The sequence below is a fragment of the Litoreibacter sp. genome (assembly GCF_039974535.1).
Classification (GTDB): domain Bacteria; phylum Pseudomonadota; class Alphaproteobacteria; order Rhodobacterales; family Rhodobacteraceae; genus Litoreibacter.
Window position 1 is genome coordinate 401,950 of sequence record NZ_JBDWIU010000011.1, and the last position, 20,237, is coordinate 422,186.

Here is a 20,237-nt window from a genome sequence, read left to right on the forward strand (position 1 = left end):
TAACACACTTTAGAGGAAACCGCTCAAAAACCTACCAATTCTTCTGGGAGGGCAGATAGCATGAGCTATTGAACCGTCTCTCATAGATTGAACGTGACAAAAAATATAACTTTGTGAAAGATTTTACCTAGGCAAGAATGGTGGTCCGAATGTACTTTATGAAACGATACTTTTCCTTCGTATTGCTTCTGCTTTTTTTGGTAGGATGCACGACTCTCTCCATCCAAAGCGCCAATCTCACGCCAGCCATAAATGGCTGCAGTGCCGGTAATTATGAAAACATAACTAGATCGTACGCTTCCGACTTGAAACCGGGCAGATACAGAGACTTAATCGTGAATACCCTGTCTGAAATTGCCAAAGACATTTGGCAATTAGAGCCCAAGGTGAGCGACACTTGTCAAATTCGCTATACTATTAACTACAAACCCAGCCAGCCAATCTCTACTATGGATTTCCCTGTCGAGGTGTCGGTATTATTGGAGCCTGCAAAAGTTTGCCTGAACCATGATGATTTTACAGGCACCGGAAATGATGATGTTCGAAGAACGCAAACTTATAAAAAGTACCCTTGGGTTTATATTGAAAATAAAAACGCACCCGGATTAGGTGTTGGGCGGAAGCAATTTCTACCCGTATGTTTTGACGCGAGCGGAGAGATAAAAGGATATCGTAATGACTGAACCAACGTACACAATTCAAATTGGCGAGCACGCGATTCTTGGAGCGGGAGCTCACCTCACAGTTGCCTTTATTGATGACGGCGGAAACAAAATTGTAGAAATCAACGGTCTCGCAACAAACCCATGAACCGGGGAAACACTTCCTGTCGGAGCAGCAATATTCGGTCAGGATATTAGAGGTTACGTAACTGGCTCTACACCCGGTTACTTTGAAGCGTGGCGAAGTAGAAGAGGTCAAAGGCCGCGTGCTACGCGAGCAACTCGACACGCGCGAAGATAACGAGAAGCCGAATTTGAAGAAGAAGGTCGTGGCGCGCCGCCGTCGCAACTAATGGATCTTTTCGTTTTGGTGGGGTGCCCACAGCCTCAAGCTGCTTTCAACGGACATTTGCGCCGGTGATCACGTCGCCATCCAGCCTGATCAGGGCAGGAATGGCAGCTTTGACGACGTCCAACATGCAGAATTAATCTGAAAAGCGTATGTACCTAGGGTCAAGCCTGCAGGCAAATTCTTGGGAAAATCCCCATGGAATTCCCCCTTCGCTCGACACAATTAAGCCCCAATCAATGCTCAAGGTTTAGAGATGCAAGTCTCATATGTTCGTTGATCACGAATGTAGTGGGGGGAGTTGCTATATTTGGAGCAAGGTTAATGACGCTGCCGTCGACACCAATACTGCATCCCGCACGCCCGTTGGCCTTAAACGCCGGGGCGGCCGCATCAGGTATGCCACATAACCCGATATCCGATACGCATGCAGCTGACACCGCTCAGTTGATGTCCACCCCCCTGACCGACCGTCTTCCGGCCCTTCCATTCTGGGGGCGTTAGATGCCCACGTCACACACAGATCAAGCCTATCCAGTCGACATATTTCAGGTAAACGTTGGCGACGCCCTTACCGTCACGACCATCACCCTCATCGATACTGATGACGATGGGCTGATTGAAGTCGGTGAAACCATCAACGGCTTCACCATTACCAATGTTTATGTCGGTGACACCGTAACCGTTGATGGCGTGTTCATCACGGGCGTTACATTCACCACCAGCGGGGGGCCATTCTTCACCCCAAATGATGGTAGCATATTGGTTGATGGAACGGCTGATGCGAGGACATTTGTCACACCATCAACGTCCTTTCCTGTCGATGACTTAGGACCGCCGTGTTTTGTGCGAGGCACCTTAATTCAAACACCAAATGGGAGGGTTCCTATTGAAACCCTCAAGGTTGGAGATCTGGTAACAACCCGCGACAATGGCGATCAGGTTTTAACTTGGGTTGGCACTGCGCGCACCCACGGACAGGCCCAATTTTCACCCGTCCGCTTCGAGATCGGATCATGCGGTAACACAGAGGTGTTAGAAGTATCCCAGCAACATCAAATGTTACTGGTAGCACCCATGAATGACTTAAATTTTGGCACCAATGAGGTTCTCGTAGCCGCCAAACATTTGGTTGGAAACGAGGGGGTCGAGTTATCGCCTCGTGCGCATGTTGACTATATCCACCTCATGTTTTCTCAGCATGAGATTATTTGCGCCAATGGCGCTTGGAGCGAAAGCTTTTTCTACGGAAACCAAGAAGTGAGCGGGCTAAACACTGCCGCGCGGCAAGAGTTGGAAAGCATATTTGCGGACGATTTGGAGGTGCTCAACAATTTCCGTGAAACCGCCAGATATTGCCTCAAGGCACATGAGGCAGCGCTGGTAACGCTCTAAAGCAGCTCAACAAGACTCCAAACAACAATGGACCAACGAGATCAATTCGGCACGGCTGCAGCGTCGTCTCGCGGAATTGATAAGTGTTGTGACCTCTAGGAGTTGATCCGGCAGATGCTGATCGAGCATTATCCGTGTTTGCCCCCTGTTTGGGACAGACCACCTCAATTGAAAGGTCGCACAATGCTTCGCTCAACATTCTTGGCAGCCGCCCTAGTCATCACTGGCTCTGCAAATGCGCAAACTGCGCCGTCGGCATCCGAAATCGCCTCATATACCGGCCTACATTTGGCGGCCCATGAGGGTCAGGTTGACGAGATAAATCGCCTGATCGCGGCGGGCGCAGACCTGAACGCCCGCGACCAAGCGGGGCGCACGCCTGCGCATGTTGCCGCATTTGCATCACATGACGCCGCGGTCACCGCCCTTGCCAAGGGTGGGGCCGACATGAACGCATTGGAGAACCGCATCTATGATGTCGTGACAATTGCTGCAGTCGCAGATGATCCTGAAATGGTGTCCTTGGCGATGAAGCTGGGCAATAAGCCGGACCTGATCACGAGTGTTTATGACGGGACGGCCCTTATTGCTGCGGCACATTTGGGCCATCACGAGGTGGTCGCGCGCTTGGTCAAGGGCGGCGCGCCACTGGATCACGTTAACAATTTGGATTGGACGGCATTGATCGAAGCCGTTGTACTGGGAGACGGGGGACCAGATCATACAAAAACGGTTCAGATACTCGTAGACGCAGGCGCTGACAAATCCATCGGGGACCGCGAAGGGGTCACGCCGTTGCAGCACGCATTATCAAGAGGTTACGCCGAAATGGTCGAACTATTAAAGTAGAGCAAAAATTAATGCGGGCCATCTAACTCTGATGGCCAAGTTCGGCCTACCCCAAGCAAATATCCCACATCATGTGCCGCGCCGAAAATTCCGCTGCATTGAGTTGAAGCTGTGCTACCTTCCGCAATAGGGAGAATATCACCATGACCTCAAGACGCCCTACCGGCGGGCAATCTCATGTTGTTGGCGCGCAGGATACGCCTTTGTTAGGCCTGACAATACCAGCCCTACTGGCACAAACGGAGATGCGTCATCCCGACCAAGACGCCTGCATTTTTCCCAAGCAGAACATACGCTGGAGCTATGCCGAATTCGCCCACCAAGTAGACCGCCTTGCTGCGGGGTTTCTTGCTTTGGGCTTGGGCAAAGGTGACCGCGTGGGCATTTGGTCGCCGAACCGGGTGGAATGGCTGCTGACCCAGTTTGCAACGGCGCGGATCGGGGCCGTGTTGGTCTGCATCAACCCCGCCTACCGCCAATCAGAGCTGGCCTACGCCCTCAACAAGGTGGGCTGCGCCGCATTGGTAACCGCCCAAAGCTTCAAGTCCTCGGACTACATCGCGATGATCCGCGCGGTGGCCCCCAAACCCGTCGCCCTGCGCCATCTGATTGCGATGGGCGACGCGCCTGACGGGTTCTTGGCCTTCGATGACATCCCACGCGACGACACGCGCGAGCTGGACGCGGTCACCGCGAGCCTTGACCCTCATGACGTCATCAACATCCAATACACCTCTGGCACCACGGGGCATCCCAAGGGCACCTGCCTGACCCACCACAACATCGTCAATAACGCCTATTTCACCACCGCGACCATGGGCTTCACCCACCATGACCGCCTATGCATTCCAGTGCCCTTCTATCATTGCTTTGGGATGGTCATGGGCACCTTGGGTTGCGTGGCACATGGGGCCGCAATGGTGGTCCCTAGCGAGGGGTTTGAGCCACGCGACACGCTACAAGCGGTCCACGACGAGAAATGCACAGCCCTCTTTGGCGTGCCGACCATGTTTGTGAACGAGATGGCGCTACCAGATTTCAAAGACTTCGATCTGAGCCACCTGCGCACCGGCATCATGGCCGGCGCCCCCTGTCCGCGCGAGATCATGAAGCGGGTGCAACGCGACATGCATATGTCGGGCGTGACCATCGCCTACGGAATGACCGAAACCTCACCTGTGTCCTTTCAATCCGGCCTTGATGACCCGCTGGACAAGCGCGTCGGCACTGTGGGACGCATACATCCGCATGTGGAAGTGAAGATCGTGGACGAGAGCGGCGCGGTAGTTCCCCACGGGGAACAGGGCGAATTGTTGACCCATGGGTACTCCGTGATGAAGGGATATTGGGGCGAGGCCGCCAAAACCAGTGACGCCATTCGCGACGGCTGGATGCATACGGGCGATTTGGCGACCATGGATGGCGAGGGCTACGTCAAGATCACGGGCCGCTTGAAGGACATGATCTGCCGCGGCGGCGAAAACATCTACCCACGCGAGATCGAGGAGTTCTTGTTCACCCATGAGGACGTCGCACAAGCGCAGGTCTTTGGCATCCCCGACGACACATTGGGCGAGGTGGTCTGCGCGTGGCTCGTCTTGCAAGAGGGCAGCAACACCCGAGCCGAGGACATTCTAACGTTTTGCAAAGGCCAGATCGCCCACTACAAGCTGCCGCTGCATATCCGTTTCAAAGCCGAGCTGCCCATGACGGTGACCGGCAAGCCGCAAAAGTTCGTGATGCGGGATGCGATGCTTGATGAGCTTGAACTCCCGCCCGTCAGCATCCAAAGATAGGGGCATGAATAAAGGTATAGATTTAAATTCCGACCTTGGGGAAAGCTATGGGCCGTGGTCCATGGGGGATGACGCGGCGATGCTGTCGATCGTCTCGAGTGCCAACATCGCTTGTGGTGGCCATGCCAGTGACCCTGAAACCATGTATAAGACCCTGCAGCTCGCACATGAGAACGGCGTAAGCGTTGGCGCGCATCCGGGCTATAATGACCGCGAGGGGTTCGGGCGGCGTGTTATACCGATGCCCCCCATCGAGATCGGCCGCATGGTTGCCGCACAAATCGGGGCACTACAGGCTTTGGCCTCAATGGCAGGCACTCAGGTGCAATATGTAAAACCCCATGGTGCGCTTGGAAATTTGGCAGCGGCAGACCGCGCGGTGGCGGATGCCATTGTAGCCGCCGTGGCGCAGGTGGACCCGTCTTTGAGCATCCTCGCCATTTCAGGCATGCAGTTAGAACAGGCCGCTCGCGCCGCGAGGATGGACGTGTTTTCCGAAATATTCGCCGACCGCGGATATCTATCCAGCGGGCAATTGGTCCCGCGCGGACAAGACGGCGCAATGATCCATGATCCGGCGGAGGCCACGGACCGCCTATTAGGGGTCTTGGAGAGCGGCTTGATGCCGGTTATCGACGGCGACCCGATCCCGCTCGAAGCCCATTCGATATGCGTTCACGGGGACAGCCAAGGGGCCGTTGCGATGGCACGCGAAATCCACGAACGGTTGAGCGCCGAAGGCGTATCCATTTCGAGCTTTTGTGCAAAATGAGCCTACCGACCTTCAAGCCTGTGGCCGAGCAAGCCGTCTTGGTGGAATTTGGAACTTCGATTTCTGACGATGTAAACCGTTTGGTCGTAGCCCTAGATCGCTCCATCATCGAAGCGAGCATCGATGGCGTCTCAGAAGTCGTACCCGCCTTGGTCAATTTACTTGTGATTTTCGACCCTTTGATCACCGACCATACCCTCGTAGAAGCCGCAATCCGTGACCTGCTCCCCGTCACACCCGTGAGTGATGCAGCAACCAAGCATCACACGCTCGACATATGCTATGACGCCGAATTCGCACCCGATTTGGACGACGTCGCCAAAGCCTGCGGCATGAGCACGGACGACGTGATCGCAGCCCATAGCAGCGCCACCTTTCGCGTGGGCATGTATGGTTTCGCCCCCGGATACGCCTATCTGGCAGGGGTGCCTGACGCCATTCAAGTCCCACGCAAAACCACCCCCCTGCGCGACATCCCAGCAGGGCGCGTGATGATTGCAGGGCCTCAATGCCTTTGCACAACATTGATCATGCCCACTGGGTGGTCGATCATCGGCCAAACCTCCGCCAAGATCATGACCGCAGACCCCGATAAGCCGTTCTTGTTTGATGTCGGCGACAGCGTCTCATTCAACCGTATCCGCCGCGAGGATCTATGAGCCAAGCCCGTCTTCGCGTCATCCATGCAGGCCCGTTGGTATCCGTCCAAGACGCTGGAAGGTTCGGTCAACTGCGCTACGGTGTCTCCGCATCCGGCCCGATGGACAGAACGGGATTTGCAATTGCAAACGCGGCTCTTGGGCGCCCGCAAGGGGCCACGTTAATCGAGGTATCCTTGGGCGGCTTGGTCGTTGAATGCCTTCAAGGAGCCGTGAGCTTTGCGGTGGCGGGCGGCGGGTTCTCTGTGGAGTGCGCTGGGGCGAAATCCAACTCTTGGACCGTGCAAACCATTGAAGCGGGCGAAAAGCTGGCCATCAGGGGGGGCGCTTGGGGAAGCTGGAGCTATCTCGCATTTAGCGGGGACATGCAGGCGGGCGAATGGCTCGGCTCAAACGCGACGCACTCCATGTCGGGCTTCGGTGGTGGAAGTCTGCAATCCGGCCAAACTATTGATATTGAAAACGCCCAAACGCGCAGTAACCGATTGGGGGACATCCCCTGCCCCGCCTTCGCGCAACCCAATGGCACGGCGCATGTGGTCATTGGCCCGCAAGACCAGCATTTCGATCCGGCATCCGTCCAGACACTCCTTTCGACCCCCTACCACCTGACCGACGGCTTTGACCGCATGGGAGTGCGGTTGAACGGCGCGAAGCTGACACTGTCGGAGGCATTGTCGATCCCGTCCGAGCCGATTTTGCGCGGATCAATTCAGGTTTCAGGCGACGGGGTTCCGACGGTATTGCTGTCGGATCACCAAACCACAGGCGGCTACCCCAAAATAGCAAGTGTGATCGGCCCCGATATTGAGCGCCTATCGCAGATGCGCGCAACGGACAGCATTCGCTTCAAATCGGTAACGCCTGAAGAGGCAATCGCGCTTGCGAGAAACGAGACGAAACATCTGCACAGTTACCTCACCGAGCTTGCCAAGCCTCGTGCAAGTTTGGATGAGCTTCTACTGAGCGAAAACCTAATCAGCGGTGTCGTCAACGTCGCTGAGGGTTAAGCCGCTTGACCTCCGCGCTGGGCGTGCCTAGAGACGCGGCTTTCGCTAGATCGCAGGAGGCCAAGAGATGACATCACGTTCCCCCACCTTGGCCCCCACTTTGGCCCCCACATTGGGCATCGACTTTGGCACCTCCAACTCCGCGGCGGGGTATCTACGAGATGGGAAGCCCCATCTGGTGGAGATCACGAAGGGCAGCCAAACCCTTCCCACCACGTTCTTTTTTGACTTCGACACGAGGCAAACCCTGATCGGCGAGCCAGCAAATCAAGCGTTGCTAGATGGGGATGACGGGCGCTTCATGCGGGCCTTGAAGCGTGTTTTGGGCACCAACCTGATGCACGAGAGCCGCCAAATCCTGAACGAGCGCGTGACCTTCGTCGACATCATCGCCCGCTTTCTGCGCCAGATCAAAATCCGCGCGGAAGCAGACGCGGGCCATGCGTTTGAGGTGGCCTTGTCGGGGCGCCCTGTTGTGTTCCACGGCGTGGATGACCCCCGCGAGCAACAAGCCGAAGGCGACCTTCGCGCCTGCTACCTTGCGGCGGGCTTCAAGGATGTAAGCTTCTTGCCAGAGCCTGAAGCCGCCGCGATCGCGAGCGGTGCCTTGGAAAGCTCTGGCGAGTTGGGATTAATCGTCGACATCGGCGGCGGGACGTCGGATTTCTCGCTGTTTCGGTCAAATTCTACGGGGGTGTCGATCCTCGCGAACCACGGCGTGCGCATTGGCGGGACGGACTTCGACCGCTCCATCAGCATCGAGAGCGTCATGCCCCTGCTTGGAAAAGGCAGCGACCTGCGAAAGGTCATTGGCGAAGGGGCGACCCCAATGCCCAATGCCATTTTCAACGACCTCGCCACATGGGAGAAAATCCCCTTCCTATACGCGGCAAAGACGCGGCGTTCGGTGGCTGAGATGGCGAAGCTGGCCTATGAGCCGGATAAGCTTGGCCGATTGGTCACCGTGTTGGACGATGAGCTAGGGCACGAATTGGCCTTTGCAGTGGAGCGCGGGAAGATTGCTGCGAACTCTGGCGATGCGAACGCCCAGATCACATTGAACCAAATAGAGCGAGACCTACACGCGCCTCTGAGCTTGGACACATTGACCTCAACGCTACAAGACCACTCCCAATCCTTGCGAAATGGGGCCCAAGAGACCTTGCGCCTTGCAAACACCAAACCTGAACAAGTGAGCAAGGTGATCTATGTCGGGGGGTCCAGCCTGATGTCGATGGTGTCGGACACAATGAAGGGGCAATTCCCACATGCCGAGCACTCCTTCACCGAAGTATTCACTGCCGTGACAGATGGCTTGGCGCTGGCCTCGGCTCAGCAATAATATGTAGCGAAGCCGCGCGGATTCAAAACCGCACAAAAAATACGCGTGATTTGCAAATCAGCCCAAATCTTAGGCGATTTCAACGTTGAGCCGCCTATCTGCTAGATTTCCAAGTGACCTCAGGCCGACGCAGCCGAAAAAGTGGCACAATGAAAACCGCTGCAACTGCGTCTGCTTGAGGCCCCCAATAACTCTGTCCACCCACATATCCCCCTCGACGGGCCAAGCCGTGCAGCCCCGCGCTGTTGGGCAGGTATCGCTATCGGTCAAACCCGGTGTGCGTGGCACCGTGCTGGACGGGTTGCGCCAATCGGGATCGCTGCGTTGCCTGTTCCCGCGCCCCAAATCCCAAGCCTTGGAAGCCGTGCTGGTCAACACCGCAGGCGGGATCACAGGGGGCGACACGTTCAACATCTCGGCCAGTGTCGCAAGTGGTTGCGAGCTGGTGATGACCACCCAAGCCTCCGAGCGCGCCTACCGCGCGCAACCCACTGAGAGCGGCCGCATGCAGACTGATTTGCAGGTGTCGGACGATGCGCAGCTCAACTGGATGCCACAAGAAACCATTCTGTTTAACGGCAGCAGCCTAGACCGATCCCTGAACGTCGACCTCGCCCCCGACGCGAAGGCCTTGATCCTAGAACCCTTGGCCTTTGGCCGCCTCGCGATGAAGGAGCAGCTAACCGACATACGGCTGCATGACCGCATCACCATCCGGCGCGACGGGCAGCCTTTGTTTATGGACGCCACCCGCTTTGCCGGAGATATGGCCGCGCATCTGGATCGCCCGCATATCGCAGGCGGCGCAAGGGCCATGGCCATAATGATCTACACCGCACCGGACGCCGAGGGCCAACTACCCCAGCTGCGTGCCATGCTGCCCCCCCAAGCCGGCGCAAGTGTGATTGGCGACGACCTGCTAGTCCTGCGCATCCTTGCCCAAGACAGCCACGAGCTGCGCCTTAGCCTAATTCCGATCCTGAACCATTTGACCCACAACCAACTGCCTAGATGCTGGATGATCTGACATGAACCTGACCCCTCGCGAAAAAGACAAACTCCTTGTCGCTTTGGCCGCCGAGGTCGCCCGAAAGCGGCTGGCACGCGGCGTAAAGCTGAACCACCCAGAGGCCATTGCCCTGATCACCGACGCGGTGGTTGAGGGCGCGCGAGATGGCCGCTCGGTTGCGGACATGATGGAAGCAGGCGCCCAAGTCATCACCCGCGAGCAATGCATGGAAGGCATCCCCGAGATGATCCACGACGTGCAAGTCGAAGCGACCTTTCCCGATGGCACCAAGCTGGTGACCGTCCACAACCCGATCCGCTAAAGGAGGCTACCCCATGATCCCAGGTGAACTGATCCCCGCCAGCGGCGCGTTGACCCTGAATGAGGGGCGTAAGGCTATCGCCTTGATGGTTGCCAACACCGGCGACCGTCCGGTGCAAGTCGGCTCCCACTACCACTTCGCGGAAACCAACCCTGCGCTGGAATTTGACCGCGCGGCGGCGCATGGGCTGCGGTTGGACATCGCGTCCGGCACGGCCGTGCGCTTTGAGCCAGGTCAGCGCCGCGAGGTGCAGCTGGTGCCCCTTGCGGGCGCGCGGCGCGTTTTCGGATTTAATCAACACGTCATGGGAGACCTCTAATGCCCACCCAAATCCCCCGTAGCGAATATGCAGCCATGTTTGGCCCGACCACCGGTGACCGCCTTCGCCTTGCCGACACGGACCTGATCATCGAAGTCGAGCGCGATCTCACCGCAGAACTTGCCGCCGAGGGCGCAAACGCCCCTGTTTATGGCGAAGAGGTTAAATTCGGTGGCGGCAAGGTCATCCGCGACGGGATGGGGCAGTCTCAAGTCACCCGCGCGGCGGGGGCTGTGGACACCGTCATCACCAACGCCTTGATCGTGGATCACAGCGGCATCTACAAAGCCGACGTCGGCTTAAGAGACGGGCGCATTCACAAAATCGGCAAGGCCGGCAACCCTGACACCCAACCCGGCGTCGACATCATCGTAGGCCCCGGCACAGAGGTGATTGCAGGCGAAGGTCGCATCCTGACCGCAGGCGGCTTTGACAGCCACATCCACTACATCTGCCCACAGCAAATCGAGGACGCCTTGCACAGCGGGCTCACCACCATGCTCGGCGGCGGCACAGGCCCCGCCCACGGCACGCTGGCCACCACCTGCACCCCCGGCCCATGGCATATCGGGCGGATGATGCAGGCCGCCGACGCCTTCCCGATGAACCTAGCCTTCGCGGGCAAGGGCAACGCCTCGCTTCCGGCGGCGTTGGAAGAGCAAATCAACGGCGGGGCCTGCGCGCTTAAGCTGCACGAGGACTGGGGCACCACCCCCGCCGCCATTGATTGCTGCCTGTCGGTCGCCGATGCGATGGATGTGCAAGTGATGATCCACACCGACACGCTGAACGAATCCGGCTTTGTCGAGCACACGGTCAACGCCATGAAGGGCCGCACGATCCACGCCTTCCATACCGAGGGTGCGGGCGGTGGCCACGCCCCCGACATCATCAAGATTTGCGGCGAGGAGCATGTGCTCCCCTCCTCCACCAACCCGACGCGGCCTTTCACGGTGAACACGCTTGAAGAACACCTCGACATGCTGATGGTGTGCCACCACTTGGACAAATCCATCCCCGAGGACGTGGCCTTCGCCGAAAGCCGCATCCGCCGCGAAACCATCGCCGCCGAGGACATTTTGCACGACATGGGGGCCTTCTCGATCATCGCCTCGGACAGTCAGGCCATGGGGCGGGTGGGCGAAGTGCTGATCCGCACATGGCAAACCGCCGACAAGATGAAAAAGCAACGCGGGCGTCTGAGCGAGGAGACCGGCGAGAACGACAATTTCCGCGTCCGCCGCTACATTGCGAAATACACCATCAACCCTGCGATTGCGCATGGCATCAGCAACGAGATCGGATCGATTGCGGAAGGCAAGCGCGCCGACTTGGTGCTTTGGGACCCCGCGTTCTTTGGGGTGAAGCCTGAGATGGTCTTGATGGCAGGCACCATCGTGATGGCGCAGATGGGCGACCCGAATGCATCGATCCCCACGCCGCAACCTGTTTATTCACGCCCGATGTTTGGCTCCTTCGGGCGCTCTGTTGAGAACTCGGCCGTGGTCTTTGTCAGCGAAGCCGCGCAAGCCGCCGGCATCGGGGCTACATTGGGCTTGGCCAAGCAGACCGTCGCCGTCTCCAACACTCGCAACATCGGCAAGAAAGACCTATTGCTGAACGACGCGACCCCCGAGATGGAGGTGGACCCCGAAACCTACGAAGTGCGTGCCGACGGCGAATTGCTAACATGCCAGCCCGCAGAAGTGCTGCCGATGGCGCAGCGCTACTTCATGTTTTAAGGAGCCACCCCGCCCGTGCCACTTCCAACCGCCCAAACAGTGATCCATAGCCACCATGGCGACGATCAGGTCACCCTGACCTACGAAGCCCGTTTCCTGCGCCGCAAGGTGCTGAAGACGACCAGCGGCGCCGAGTTTCTGGTGGATCTTGCGCAGACCACATCCCTCAACAAGGGCGACGCCTTCCAGCTGGACGACGGGCGCTTGATTGAGGTTGTGCCTGCCCATGAGGACCTGCTGGAAATCATCGGCGATCTGACACGTCTGGCGTGGCACATCGGCAATCGGCACACCCCATGCCAGCTCGAAGAGGGCCGCCTGCTGATCCAGCACGACCATGTGCTACGCGACATGCTGCAAAAGCTGGGAGCGACGCTGCGCGACATCAATGAGCCCTTCACCCCAGAGGGCGGCGCATACGGCCACGGACGGACCCATGGCCACAGCCACTGAAACCCACATCCTGACGCTGGCCCAATGGCTGTCACCCGCCTACCCCATCGGCGCGTTCGCCTACTCGCACGGGCTAGAGGGCGCGGTGGATCAGGCTTGGGTCAAAGACGCGGCCAGCCTTGAGGGCTGGCTGGCAGACGTCTTGAACCATGGCGGCGGGCGGTCTGACGCCCTGCTTATCGCCGCCGCGATGAAGGCTGCGAATGACGCTGAGTTGGCAAAGATCGACGCCACCGCGCGGGCCTTCGCCGCGAGCAAAGACCGGCTGCTGGAGACCTCGCAACAAGGGGCCAGCTTTGCGACTGTCACCCGCTCTGTATGGGGGACGGGGCTGTCGTCCTACACCTACCCCGTCGCCCTTGGGGCCGCGGCGGCGAGTGCCGGGCTGCCAATCGGCCTCACGCAGATCATGTATTTGCAGGCCTTTGCCTCCAACCTCATTGCGGCGGGGCAACGGCTGCTGCCCGTTGGGCAAACCGAGGGCCAAGCGATACTCCACCGCCTCACCCCGCGCTTGCCCGAAATTGCCGACGACACCGTGCATGGGGACGTATCCCGGCTTAACTCCACCGCGTTTCTGGGCGACATCGCGTCGATGAAACATGAAACCCAATACTCAAGGATTTTTCGCACATGACCAGCCCAAACGGCCCGCTTCGCATCGGTATCGGCGGCCCTGTGGGCGCTGGCAAAACCACGCTGACCGCCGCCCTGTCAGAGCGGTTGCGCGACAGTCACTCCATCGGTGTGATCACCAACGACATCTACACCCAAGAGGACGCCGACGCGTTGGTCCGCATGCAAGTGCTGCCCTCCGACCGCATCATCGGGGTGGAGACAGGCGGATGCCCACACACTGCGATCCGCGAAGACGCCTCGATCAACCTCGCGGCGGTGGCCGAAATGGTGGAGCGCCACCCCGACGTCGAAATCGTCCTAATCGAGAGCGGTGGCGACAACCTATCCGCGACCTTCAGCCCAGAGTTGGCCGACCTGACGGTCTATGTGATTGATGTGGCCGCCGGAGAGGAAATCCCCCGCAAGGGCGGGCCTGCGGTGACCCGCTCGGACATTTTGGTGATCAACAAGACCGACCTCGCCCCCTATGTCGGCGCGAGCCTTGAGGTGATGGAACGTGACGCCGCACGTATGAGACGCGGCCTGCCCACCTTCTTCACCAACCTGAAAGCGCGTGAAGGCGTGGACGCGGTTTGGAAGCAAATTCAAGAGATTGGCGGGGTCAGCTAAACCCTTCTTGCGACAGTTGCCCTAAAATCGCGGGCATACTTTGGCGCAACGGATGCCCTTACCGTATCAGCTTTCTAATCAGGTCCACCTGATTTTGGGATCCGGTCTTCTCAAGCAACCGACGCGCATGGGTTCGTGCAGTATTGATTGAAATGCCCACATTTTCCGCATGCTGGCCAACCGTTTGACCGGCTACAAGTGCTATCAGTAGCTTCTTTTCAGCGGCGGATATCCCACAACTCTCGGTCAGGTTTTCAATGGATGAATTGTCTGTCTCAAGCTCGCATGTCAGGCGCTTATCGATCTGGTTAATCACATGATCAGGAAGTTGCTCCATGATGTCCGCGAGCCGACGTGCGCGTCCTGCATCGGCAGCCTGATCGAATTCGAGTAGTCCTAGGCTCTCCACATCTTCGACGATACGTTTCCGTGTGGCAGCGTGGTGAGATGGATCAGATTGATCGGTCATTTTCAAATCGCTCGACAAGTTCACATAAACTGTAGCAGAATTGGCGTTAAACATAAAGAAATCCGTAAATCGTGAGCGTGATGGCTGAAGTAGGAATTCTAGACGAAACCCCAGCAAGGCGTCTTGCTGCGCTCGAGGCACAACGTATTGTGCAACGGATCGCGACGGAGTCGGGATGGTGGCGCCAGTTGGCTGATCAAGCCATTGCCAAGATTGAGAACCGGCTGATTGAGCGCATTTTAATCTCGCGATTGCGCGCAGGGCTGCGCGCGGCGACCTCTGAAGAACTGGCGGAAGCCACAATCTCGAAGATGCGGGGAGCCTATACTTCGGGTCAGATGGAAACACTGCCAAGTTTTCTGCCAAGGCCGAAATACGCAATCTCCAATGCGCATGGTTCGTATTTAGACCCGGCTTCACGGCCGGAATACCCTGCCCGCGTGCTCTATGTCCCTGGAGGCGGGTTCATCTTCCCCATTTCCGCCCGCCAAAAGACCATGATGACCCGTCTGGCCGAGCAGACGGACTGTGAAGTTGTCCCCGGAACGCACCGCCTTGCGCCGGAGCATCCCTTCCCCGCAGCCGCAAAAGACATCGCCGCGCAATTTATAGAACTTACGAAATCGGGGGACGAAAGCCCGCTGTTTCTAGGCGGGGATACCGCGGGAGCATCTGTGGTGCTTGGGGCCCTGCAAATTTTGATAGAAGAACAGGTTAGCCCGCTCCCCAAAGGTATCATTCTGTTTTCCCCATGGGCGGATTTAAGCTTGAGCGGTTGGTCCTACATCACCAAAAGCGTCACGGCAGAAAGCCCGTTTCGGATGGAGACCGCCGCGTTCTGCGCGCGGCTTTATCTGGGATCACATTCCGCCAATGACCCGTTGGCATCGCCCATTTTTGCAGATCAAGACACGTGGCCGCCCTTGCTAATCCACACCAGCGAAAATGACCTCCATTTCGATGATGCGATGGCGTTGGCCGAGAACGGGTTGAAGCGGAACGTTAAGGTTCAGGTGAACTATTGGGATTCACCACGACATCATTTGGAGCGCCTTTCATCAAAAGATGCTGCCCGATCCTTTTCAGAAGTGCGTTCATTCATTGAAGCCCAATTAGACCCGTAGTGGTCAGCCATTCGCCGCCGACCATTCAATGATCCGCAACAACGTCGTGGGCGATTTGTGACTTACACCAGCCTTCGGATGACGACGTAATGCCCGTCCTTTTTCGTCTAATCACCAATCTTGGTGATTAGAGATGTGAACTTCTCAGGTAGCTCTGGTCAAATAAACCAGTTGGAGAGAATTTCATGAGAAATAGATTATTTTTTGCAGCCGCGCTCTTTGCGTTAAGCGCGTGTAGCGAGATCAACTACACTGATAATCGTTTGGTGGCGAAATACACCTATGACGGCGTGACTTATGACGTCTATGAAGCAATTGAAGTTAACCAGTCTGGGTTTGTTGTAAATGGCTCTTCGGCTGAAACCCAACGCGCCGTTTATCGGTTATTTCCGGAAGGTGCCGACCCTCAAGTTGATGGGAGTACAACCGGCGTGATATTCGGTGCCGCGCGTGAGATTACGACCTGCGCGGCAACATTGGATGAATGCAAGGTTGCATTCGGTAAGGTGCTCGAGAAACGCAAAGCCCAAGCCAACAAACCGGAGCGTGAAGAAGGCGGCATGTATTGAGGGGTCTTTTCGCTCTATTCGGGCGCGCACGAAATGGATGAAGCAGGTCGTGGCGGGTGAGTTTCACCGAGAGGATTTCAGTGGATATGAACCGCATGTCGGGGATCGAAGGCCACCCGTGGCCTTCGCCGCTCAAATCAACCGGAGTGTTTGCCCGACCGCGCGGCAATTACAGCCTTGATAAGGTCTTCTGGAACATCCCCCATCCCCATCTGTGAAAACGGGATTTCGAATTGATCTTTGGTCAGAGCCATAGTGGCTTTGTACTCGCTCAAATATTCGCGGCATTCACGGCAAACCCGCAAGTGCAGCTCAAACACAAAGCGCTGGCGCTTGGTCAATGTTCCTTCGAAGTAGTCCACAATGAAGGTTTCAAACGTGGCGCAATCGATCATCAACGGCAGACGGAACATGATCGCAGCGAGCGGACGAGCGGTTTTGCGGGATTGTGTCTGGCTCATAGCTTGTGCTCTTTCACGTGCGGTTCAAGTAATTTCTTAAGGGCTGCCCTGGCGCGATGCAGTCTCACTTTGACGTTGGCCTCGCTGAGATCCAATGCGGTGCTGGTCTCAGATGTGCTTAGTCCTTCGATGTCTCGAAGGCATAATACGATACGATATTTTTCCGGTAACGACATTATTGCGCGCCGGATTTGATCATTTGTCTCACGTCGCGATAGCAAAGCCTCAGGTGTCGCCACCTCCGTTGCGTCGAATTCCACACGGCACCCGCTACCATCAAAAACAGGCAGCAACTCGTCAATCGGGTGCTCATTTTGACGTTTGATTTTGCGCAAGGCCATCAACGCCTCATTCGTTGCGATCCGGTGCATCCAAGTTCGCATGGCTGAGCGACCTTCAAATGAGTCTAGCTTCGCCCATATCTTGGTAAATGCTATTTGCACCGCATCTTCTGCAAGTGCCTGATCACGTAGGATGCGAAACGCGACGGCGAGCATCCAATCAGAATGCTCACGTACAAATTGCGCGGACTCCTCCTCTGTCATTCGTAATTCGGTAGAGGGTCGGCTCGCGTCATCTTTGGTCATCCCCTCTTATCTCCCAAGCAGCACCTGGGCGATAGACCTTATGTCGGAGTTATCTCGTCATCGATGTAACCATTCGACACCTCACGACATCACATAGACAGTTAAATGAGCCAAAACCCAGCAATCTGAAACCCTGAGCCATGTCCAAAAGAACTCATTTTCGTGTCTGCAACCTCTGCGAAGCCATGTGCGGCATTGCGGTTCAAACTCATGGCGACAAGATCACGATCAAACCTGACACAAAGGATCCCTTCTCAAAGGGCAGCATGTGCCCCAAGGCACCCGCTTTAGGTGCTATACAAACAGATCCCGACCGGCTCCTTCAGCCAGTCAAAAGAGTAGAGGGAGGATGGGCGAAGATAAGCTGGGACGAGGCCTATGAATTGGTTGAAGCAGGCTTGAAAGGCACCCTCGCCAAGCATGGGCCCGACAGCGTTGGATCTTATCTTGGAAACCCAATTGTGCACAATTTGGGGATGCTCCTTTTTGTGAAATCATTAACTGGCGCAATCGGGTCGCAGAACGTGTTTTCCGCGACCAGCATGGATCAACTACCGCACCACTTCGCAGCGCATTACATGTTCGGTCACGAGTTTCGGATACCAGTTCCGGACATTGACCGGACCGATCATATGATCATCATGGGTGCCAATCCTCTAGCGTCGAATGGCTCAATCATGACAGCCGCAGGCATTACGGATCGGTTGCGCAAAATCGAGCAACGCGGCGGCAAGGTCGTCGTCATCGATCCACGCAAGACCGAGACAGCAAAGCTCGCGTCTGAACATCACTTCATTAGGCCCGGGCGCGATGTGTTTTTCCTTCTGACCTTCCTGCATATTCTGTTCCGTGATGGGCATATAAAGCTCGGCGATCTAGGTGCGCACCTAAAGGGATTTGAGCAACTCGAAAGCTTAGTTGTTGAATATACTCCCGAATACACCAGCCCGATGACGGGCCTTGAGGTGGCCACGGTTGAGGCATTGGTGCATGAATATGCCACTCAGGACCGCGCGGTCCTTTACGGGCGCATGGGACTGTCAACGCAACCGCATGGCGGGCTGTGCCATTGGATGATCAACCTCATCAATATTGTGTCCGGTAATTTCGACCAATCTGGCGGTATGATGTTCCCCTCCCCCGCCATTGAGCTTGTTCGCGGTGCAAAAGGGGGCATTCGGCATGCGCGATGGGCAAGCCGAGTGCGTCAATTGCCAGAGTTTTATGGAGAGTTACCTGTGTCCGCCATGGCTGAGGAAATGGCCATTGAAGGACGCGGCCAGATCAAAGCCTTTTTGACGATATGCGGAAATCCGGTTCTGTCTTCCCCCGGCGGCAAACGGCTGGACACGTTGCTTCCCAAGATGGACTTCATGGTCTCAATTGATAACTACATCAATGAGACGACACGTCATGCGGATGTAATACTGCCCACGCCAACGGGTCTCGAAATTGATCATTACGACATGATTTTCAACATCATTTCAGTGTCCAACAATGCAAAATTCACCCAATCGCTAATGCCCGTCGCCAAAGATCGCCCCTTTGATTGGCAGGTGCTGTCCGAACTCACAAGACGTATCAGTGGGCGTAAAACGTGGTTTGAACGATTTGCTACCCCGCGCCGTATTGTGAGCCTTGGTTTGGCATTGGGGCCGTATGGATGGCTAAGCCATCCAAAACGGTTGTTTACGGGGCTTTCCTTGAGAAAAGTAGTTAACTCCGTCCATGGCATCAGCTTAGGTCCCTTGCGACCGCGTGTGCCCGAGGGATTGCACACAGATGATGGGCTGATTGAGCTTGCACCGCAGGTGTTTCTTGATCGTTTGAGCGCGCTTGACCCAGAGCTGGACAGCACCGGCTTTCGACTAATTGGGCGCCGCAACCTATCGACCAACAACTCATGGATGCATCAATACGAAAAGCTGTCGAAGTCCCGTCAGGTACGCTGCACTGTCATGATAAACCCCGACGATGCCCGCAACCAAGGTATCCGCGATGGCGATAACGTAAGGGTTTCTAGCCGCACAGACGCGATAATTCTCCCCGCCGAAGTAACCGATACTATGATGCGAGGCGTATTAAGCATCCCGCATGGGTTCGGGCACACTCGCGAGGGGACAAAACTGCGCCACGCCGAGGCCAAACCCGGTGTGAGCGTCAATGACATAACCGACCATCTTCGTGTAGATGAGCTAACGGGGAATGCCGCGTTTTCTGGTCAGCCTGTTCAAATCGAGCGGGTCGGACCCTCGCAAATGTAACTGCTCAAGGATGGTGAACGACGCAATCCGGCGCTCATCGCAAAAAAAAAGAAGATGCCAAGTGATATCTACAAGACGCCTGTTAGGAGACCAGAATGCCCCAAGACCTCATGGTGCAAGTCACCAAAAACGTAGAAATCTCCATGATACCTGTGTCGCAAAGCATCTCGCTTGATGAGCCCGTCTTCGCGGTCAACTGGTTCGATACCCGCTCTTTGGTGTTGTATAACATATACAACCTCCTCGCGGCCCGCAGCGTCTTCAAGGTCGGGGGGCTGGTTGTTGTCAAAGGAAAGGTAACGACCATTATTGCAGGTGATCCGAGAGATCACCGCGATGTCGTGTTAATCGTGCGCTACCCATCCGGCCCGCTCTTTTTGTCGATGCTTCAAAGCGCATATTTCAAGGTGGTAAGCCTTCTGCGAACGGCTGCGGTCACACGGTTCACTTTTGGGTTCACCCAACCCGTATCTCACCCGCCTCCTGCATCAGATCCACGCAAAGACAAGGCCTACATGATTTACCATTACCGCGGGGCGGATATCACCGACGCGTTGGTTGGTCTGGCTGGTGAAAACAAGATTGAAGTTGTGTATGCAGGTAATGCCGTCGCTCAACTCGCGACCCGAAAGGCAGGTGCAGCGGACGTCTCCCTGCCGTCCCTTATGGATGGCATTGTTGTCTTTCAGGCCGACACGGATACCCAACTTGAAACCCTCGTCGCCTCCGATGCGTTTCAGCACATTTCAAGATCAACAGACTCGAATTTTTCCGCATTGTTTCAACGAATTTTGTAACGAGAAGTATGCGGATTTGAAGTCTCACATCACATTATC

The 20,237-nt window shown here is 56.4% G+C and carries 25 protein-coding genes; 22 read left to right on the forward strand and 3 right to left on the reverse strand.

Translation table 11 applies throughout. The features are described 5' to 3' along the window. The first annotated feature begins 335 nt into the window (after positions 1–335). The 18 genes from ABJN86_RS12520 to ureG all read left to right on the forward strand — a co-directional run bounded on the left by ABJN86_RS12520 (position 336) and on the right by ureG (position 13,927). Complete coding sequence (locus tag ABJN86_RS12520; protein ID WP_348367550.1) at positions 336–683, forward strand: hypothetical protein; 348 nt, start codon at positions 336–338, stop codon at positions 681–683. Then, a complete protein-coding gene (locus ABJN86_RS12525; protein WP_348367551.1) occupies positions 676–810 on the forward strand; it encodes a hypothetical protein in 135 nt (44 codons plus the stop codon). Before ABJN86_RS12520 ends, ABJN86_RS12525 begins: the two co-directional genes overlap by 8 nt. 82 nt (positions 811–892) lie before the next feature. Then, positions 893–1,015, forward strand: a complete 123-nt coding sequence (locus ABJN86_RS12530; protein WP_348367553.1) for a hypothetical protein — start codon at positions 893–895, stop codon at positions 1,013–1,015. Positions 1,016–1,335: 320 nt separating this feature from the next. Next, the gene (locus ABJN86_RS12535; RefSeq protein ID WP_348367554.1) at positions 1,336–1,515 is read left to right on the forward strand and encodes a hypothetical protein; all 180 of its coding nucleotides are present in this window, start codon (positions 1,336–1,338) and stop codon (positions 1,513–1,515) included. Beyond that, positions 1,516–2,406 carry a Hint domain-containing protein gene (locus tag ABJN86_RS12540; RefSeq protein WP_348367556.1) on the forward strand — a complete coding sequence of 297 codons (891 nt, stop codon included), beginning with the start codon at positions 1,516–1,518 and terminating at the stop codon, positions 2,404–2,406. Between the two features lie 183 nt (positions 2,407–2,589). Beyond that, entirely contained in the window at positions 2,590–3,255 is a 666-nt protein-coding gene (locus ABJN86_RS12545) for an ankyrin repeat domain-containing protein (protein WP_348367557.1), read from the forward strand. 143 nt (positions 3,256–3,398) lie between these two features. Next, the gene (locus ABJN86_RS12550; RefSeq protein WP_348367559.1) at positions 3,399–5,051 is read left to right on the forward strand and encodes an AMP-binding protein; all 1,653 of its coding nucleotides are present in this window, start codon (positions 3,399–3,401) and stop codon (positions 5,049–5,051) included. A 4-nt stretch (positions 5,052–5,055) separates the two neighbouring features. Then, positions 5,056–5,823, forward strand: coding sequence for a 5-oxoprolinase subunit PxpA (locus tag ABJN86_RS12555; protein ID WP_348367560.1), 768 nt, complete (start codon positions 5,056–5,058; stop codon positions 5,821–5,823). Continuing rightward, positions 5,820–6,482: an allophanate hydrolase subunit 1 gene (locus ABJN86_RS12560; RefSeq protein WP_348367562.1), complete on the forward strand. Its 663-nt coding sequence runs from the start codon at positions 5,820–5,822 to the stop codon at positions 6,480–6,482. The genes ABJN86_RS12555 and ABJN86_RS12560 overlap by 4 nt, the downstream gene beginning before the upstream one ends. Next, positions 6,479–7,492, forward strand: a complete 1,014-nt coding sequence (locus ABJN86_RS12565) for a biotin-dependent carboxyltransferase family protein (RefSeq protein WP_348367563.1) — start codon at positions 6,479–6,481, stop codon at positions 7,490–7,492. Before ABJN86_RS12560 ends, ABJN86_RS12565 begins: the two co-directional genes overlap by 4 nt. A 67-nt stretch (positions 7,493–7,559) precedes the next feature. After that, positions 7,560–8,834: an Hsp70 family protein gene (locus tag ABJN86_RS12570; RefSeq protein WP_348367565.1), complete on the forward strand. Its 1,275-nt coding sequence runs from the start codon at positions 7,560–7,562 to the stop codon at positions 8,832–8,834. Positions 8,835–9,063: 229 nt separating this feature from the next. Then, on the forward strand, positions 9,064–9,861 hold the full coding sequence (locus ABJN86_RS12575) for an urease accessory protein UreD (protein WP_348367566.1): 798 nt from the start codon (positions 9,064–9,066) through the stop codon (positions 9,859–9,861). 1 nt (position 9,862) lies between these two features. Continuing rightward, positions 9,863–10,165 carry an urease subunit gamma gene (locus ABJN86_RS12580; protein ID WP_348367568.1) on the forward strand — a complete coding sequence of 101 codons (303 nt, stop codon included), beginning with the start codon at positions 9,863–9,865 and terminating at the stop codon, positions 10,163–10,165. A 13-nt stretch (positions 10,166–10,178) separates the two neighbouring features. Next, a complete protein-coding gene (locus ABJN86_RS12585; RefSeq protein WP_348367570.1) occupies positions 10,179–10,484 on the forward strand; it encodes an urease subunit beta in 306 nt (101 codons plus the stop codon). Continuing rightward, on the forward strand, positions 10,484–12,226 hold the full coding sequence (ureC, locus tag ABJN86_RS12590; protein WP_348367571.1) for an urease subunit alpha: 1,743 nt from the start codon (positions 10,484–10,486) through the stop codon (positions 12,224–12,226). Before ABJN86_RS12585 ends, ureC begins: the two co-directional genes overlap by 1 nt. A gap of 15 nt (positions 12,227–12,241) precedes the next feature. Then, positions 12,242–12,679: an urease accessory protein UreE gene (locus ABJN86_RS12595; RefSeq protein WP_348367573.1), complete on the forward strand. Its 438-nt coding sequence runs from the start codon at positions 12,242–12,244 to the stop codon at positions 12,677–12,679. After that, positions 12,663–13,316, forward strand: a complete 654-nt coding sequence (locus ABJN86_RS12600; protein WP_348367575.1) for an urease accessory UreF family protein — start codon at positions 12,663–12,665, stop codon at positions 13,314–13,316. The genes ABJN86_RS12595 and ABJN86_RS12600 overlap by 17 nt, the downstream gene beginning before the upstream one ends. Continuing rightward, positions 13,313–13,927 (forward strand): urease accessory protein UreG, encoded by a 615-nt coding sequence (gene ureG, locus ABJN86_RS12605; RefSeq protein WP_348367577.1) that lies wholly within the window; start codon positions 13,313–13,315, stop codon positions 13,925–13,927. The genes ABJN86_RS12600 and ureG overlap by 4 nt, the downstream gene beginning before the upstream one ends. A gap of 58 nt (positions 13,928–13,985) precedes the next feature. Here ureG and ABJN86_RS12610 read toward each other — a convergent pair whose 3' ends face one another. Further along, on the reverse strand, positions 13,986–14,450 hold the full coding sequence (locus tag ABJN86_RS12610) for a LuxR C-terminal-related transcriptional regulator (RefSeq protein WP_348367579.1): 465 nt from the start codon (positions 14,448–14,450) through the stop codon (positions 13,986–13,988). A 26-nt stretch (positions 14,451–14,476) separates the two neighbouring features. On the opposite strand from ABJN86_RS12610, the gene ABJN86_RS12615 reads away from it, so the two are divergent. Both ABJN86_RS12615 and ABJN86_RS12620 read left to right on the forward strand, forming a co-directional pair. Beyond that, entirely contained in the window at positions 14,477–15,520 is a 1,044-nt protein-coding gene (locus tag ABJN86_RS12615) for an alpha/beta hydrolase fold domain-containing protein (protein WP_348367580.1), read from the forward strand. Positions 15,521–15,705: 185 nt separating this feature from the next. Continuing rightward, complete coding sequence (locus tag ABJN86_RS12620; RefSeq protein WP_348367582.1) at positions 15,706–16,089, forward strand: hypothetical protein; 384 nt, start codon at positions 15,706–15,708, stop codon at positions 16,087–16,089. A 137-nt stretch (positions 16,090–16,226) separates the two neighbouring features. Here the strand turns inward: ABJN86_RS12620 and ABJN86_RS12625 are convergent, their stop codons facing one another. Next, the gene (locus tag ABJN86_RS12625) at positions 16,227–16,550 is read right to left on the reverse strand and encodes a zf-HC2 domain-containing protein (protein WP_348367584.1); all 324 of its coding nucleotides are present in this window, start codon (positions 16,548–16,550) and stop codon (positions 16,227–16,229) included. Next, entirely contained in the window at positions 16,547–17,137 is a 591-nt protein-coding gene (locus ABJN86_RS12630; protein ID WP_348367585.1) for a sigma-70 family RNA polymerase sigma factor, read from the reverse strand. Before ABJN86_RS12630 ends, ABJN86_RS12625 begins: the two co-directional genes overlap by 4 nt. 140 nt (positions 17,138–17,277) lie before the next feature. Here ABJN86_RS12630 and ABJN86_RS12635 point away from each other — a divergent pair, with 140 nt between their 5' ends. Both ABJN86_RS12635 and ABJN86_RS12640 read left to right on the forward strand, forming a co-directional pair. Beyond that, positions 17,278–19,401, forward strand: coding sequence for a molybdopterin-dependent oxidoreductase (locus tag ABJN86_RS12635; RefSeq protein ID WP_348367587.1), 2,124 nt, complete (start codon positions 17,278–17,280; stop codon positions 19,399–19,401). A gap of 95 nt (positions 19,402–19,496) precedes the next feature. Continuing rightward, positions 19,497–20,198 (forward strand): hypothetical protein, encoded by a 702-nt coding sequence (locus ABJN86_RS12640; RefSeq protein ID WP_348367588.1) that lies wholly within the window; start codon positions 19,497–19,499, stop codon positions 20,196–20,198. The last annotated feature ends 39 nt before the right edge of the window (positions 20,199–20,237 follow it).

Bases quoted from the DNA above. Each gene is read 5' to 3' on its own strand.
- ABJN86_RS12525 (WP_348367551.1), top strand. From the start codon at position 676: ATGACTGAACCAACGTACACAATTCAAATTGGCGAGCACGCGATTCTT.
- ABJN86_RS12535 (WP_348367554.1), top strand. From the start codon at position 1,336: ATGACGCTGCCGTCGACACCAATACTGCATCCCGCACGCCCGTTGGCC.
- ABJN86_RS12540 (WP_348367556.1), top strand. From the start codon at position 1,516: ATGCCCACGTCACACACAGATCAAGCCTATCCAGTCGACATATTTCAG.
- ABJN86_RS12545 (WP_348367557.1), top strand. From the start codon at position 2,590: ATGCTTCGCTCAACATTCTTGGCAGCCGCCCTAGTCATCACTGGCTCT.
- ABJN86_RS12550 (WP_348367559.1), top strand. From the start codon at position 3,399: ATGACCTCAAGACGCCCTACCGGCGGGCAATCTCATGTTGTTGGCGCG.
- ABJN86_RS12555 (WP_348367560.1), top strand. From the start codon at position 5,056: ATGAATAAAGGTATAGATTTAAATTCCGACCTTGGGGAAAGCTATGGG.
- ABJN86_RS12560 (WP_348367562.1), top strand. From the start codon at position 5,820: ATGAGCCTACCGACCTTCAAGCCTGTGGCCGAGCAAGCCGTCTTGGTG.
- ABJN86_RS12565 (WP_348367563.1), top strand. From the start codon at position 6,479: ATGAGCCAAGCCCGTCTTCGCGTCATCCATGCAGGCCCGTTGGTATCC.
- ABJN86_RS12570 (WP_348367565.1), top strand. From the start codon at position 7,560: ATGACATCACGTTCCCCCACCTTGGCCCCCACTTTGGCCCCCACATTG.
- ABJN86_RS12580 (WP_348367568.1), top strand. From the start codon at position 9,863: ATGAACCTGACCCCTCGCGAAAAAGACAAACTCCTTGTCGCTTTGGCC.
- ABJN86_RS12585 (WP_348367570.1), top strand. From the start codon at position 10,179: ATGATCCCAGGTGAACTGATCCCCGCCAGCGGCGCGTTGACCCTGAAT.
- ureC (WP_348367571.1), top strand. From the start codon at position 10,484: ATGCCCACCCAAATCCCCCGTAGCGAATATGCAGCCATGTTTGGCCCG.
- ABJN86_RS12600 (WP_348367575.1), top strand. From the start codon at position 12,663: ATGGCCACAGCCACTGAAACCCACATCCTGACGCTGGCCCAATGGCTG.
- ureG (WP_348367577.1), top strand. From the start codon at position 13,313: ATGACCAGCCCAAACGGCCCGCTTCGCATCGGTATCGGCGGCCCTGTG.
- ABJN86_RS12610 (WP_348367579.1), bottom strand. From the start codon at position 14,450: ATGTTTAACGCCAATTCTGCTACAGTTTATGTGAACTTGTCGAGCGAT.
- ABJN86_RS12615 (WP_348367580.1), top strand. From the start codon at position 14,477: ATGGCTGAAGTAGGAATTCTAGACGAAACCCCAGCAAGGCGTCTTGCT.
- ABJN86_RS12620 (WP_348367582.1), top strand. From the start codon at position 15,706: ATGAGAAATAGATTATTTTTTGCAGCCGCGCTCTTTGCGTTAAGCGCG.
- ABJN86_RS12625 (WP_348367584.1), bottom strand. From the start codon at position 16,550: ATGAGCCAGACACAATCCCGCAAAACCGCTCGTCCGCTCGCTGCGATC.
- ABJN86_RS12630 (WP_348367585.1), bottom strand. From the start codon at position 17,137: ATGACCAAAGATGACGCGAGCCGACCCTCTACCGAATTACGAATGACA.
- ABJN86_RS12635 (WP_348367587.1), top strand. From the start codon at position 17,278: ATGTCCAAAAGAACTCATTTTCGTGTCTGCAACCTCTGCGAAGCCATG.
- ABJN86_RS12640 (WP_348367588.1), top strand. From the start codon at position 19,497: ATGCCCCAAGACCTCATGGTGCAAGTCACCAAAAACGTAGAAATCTCC.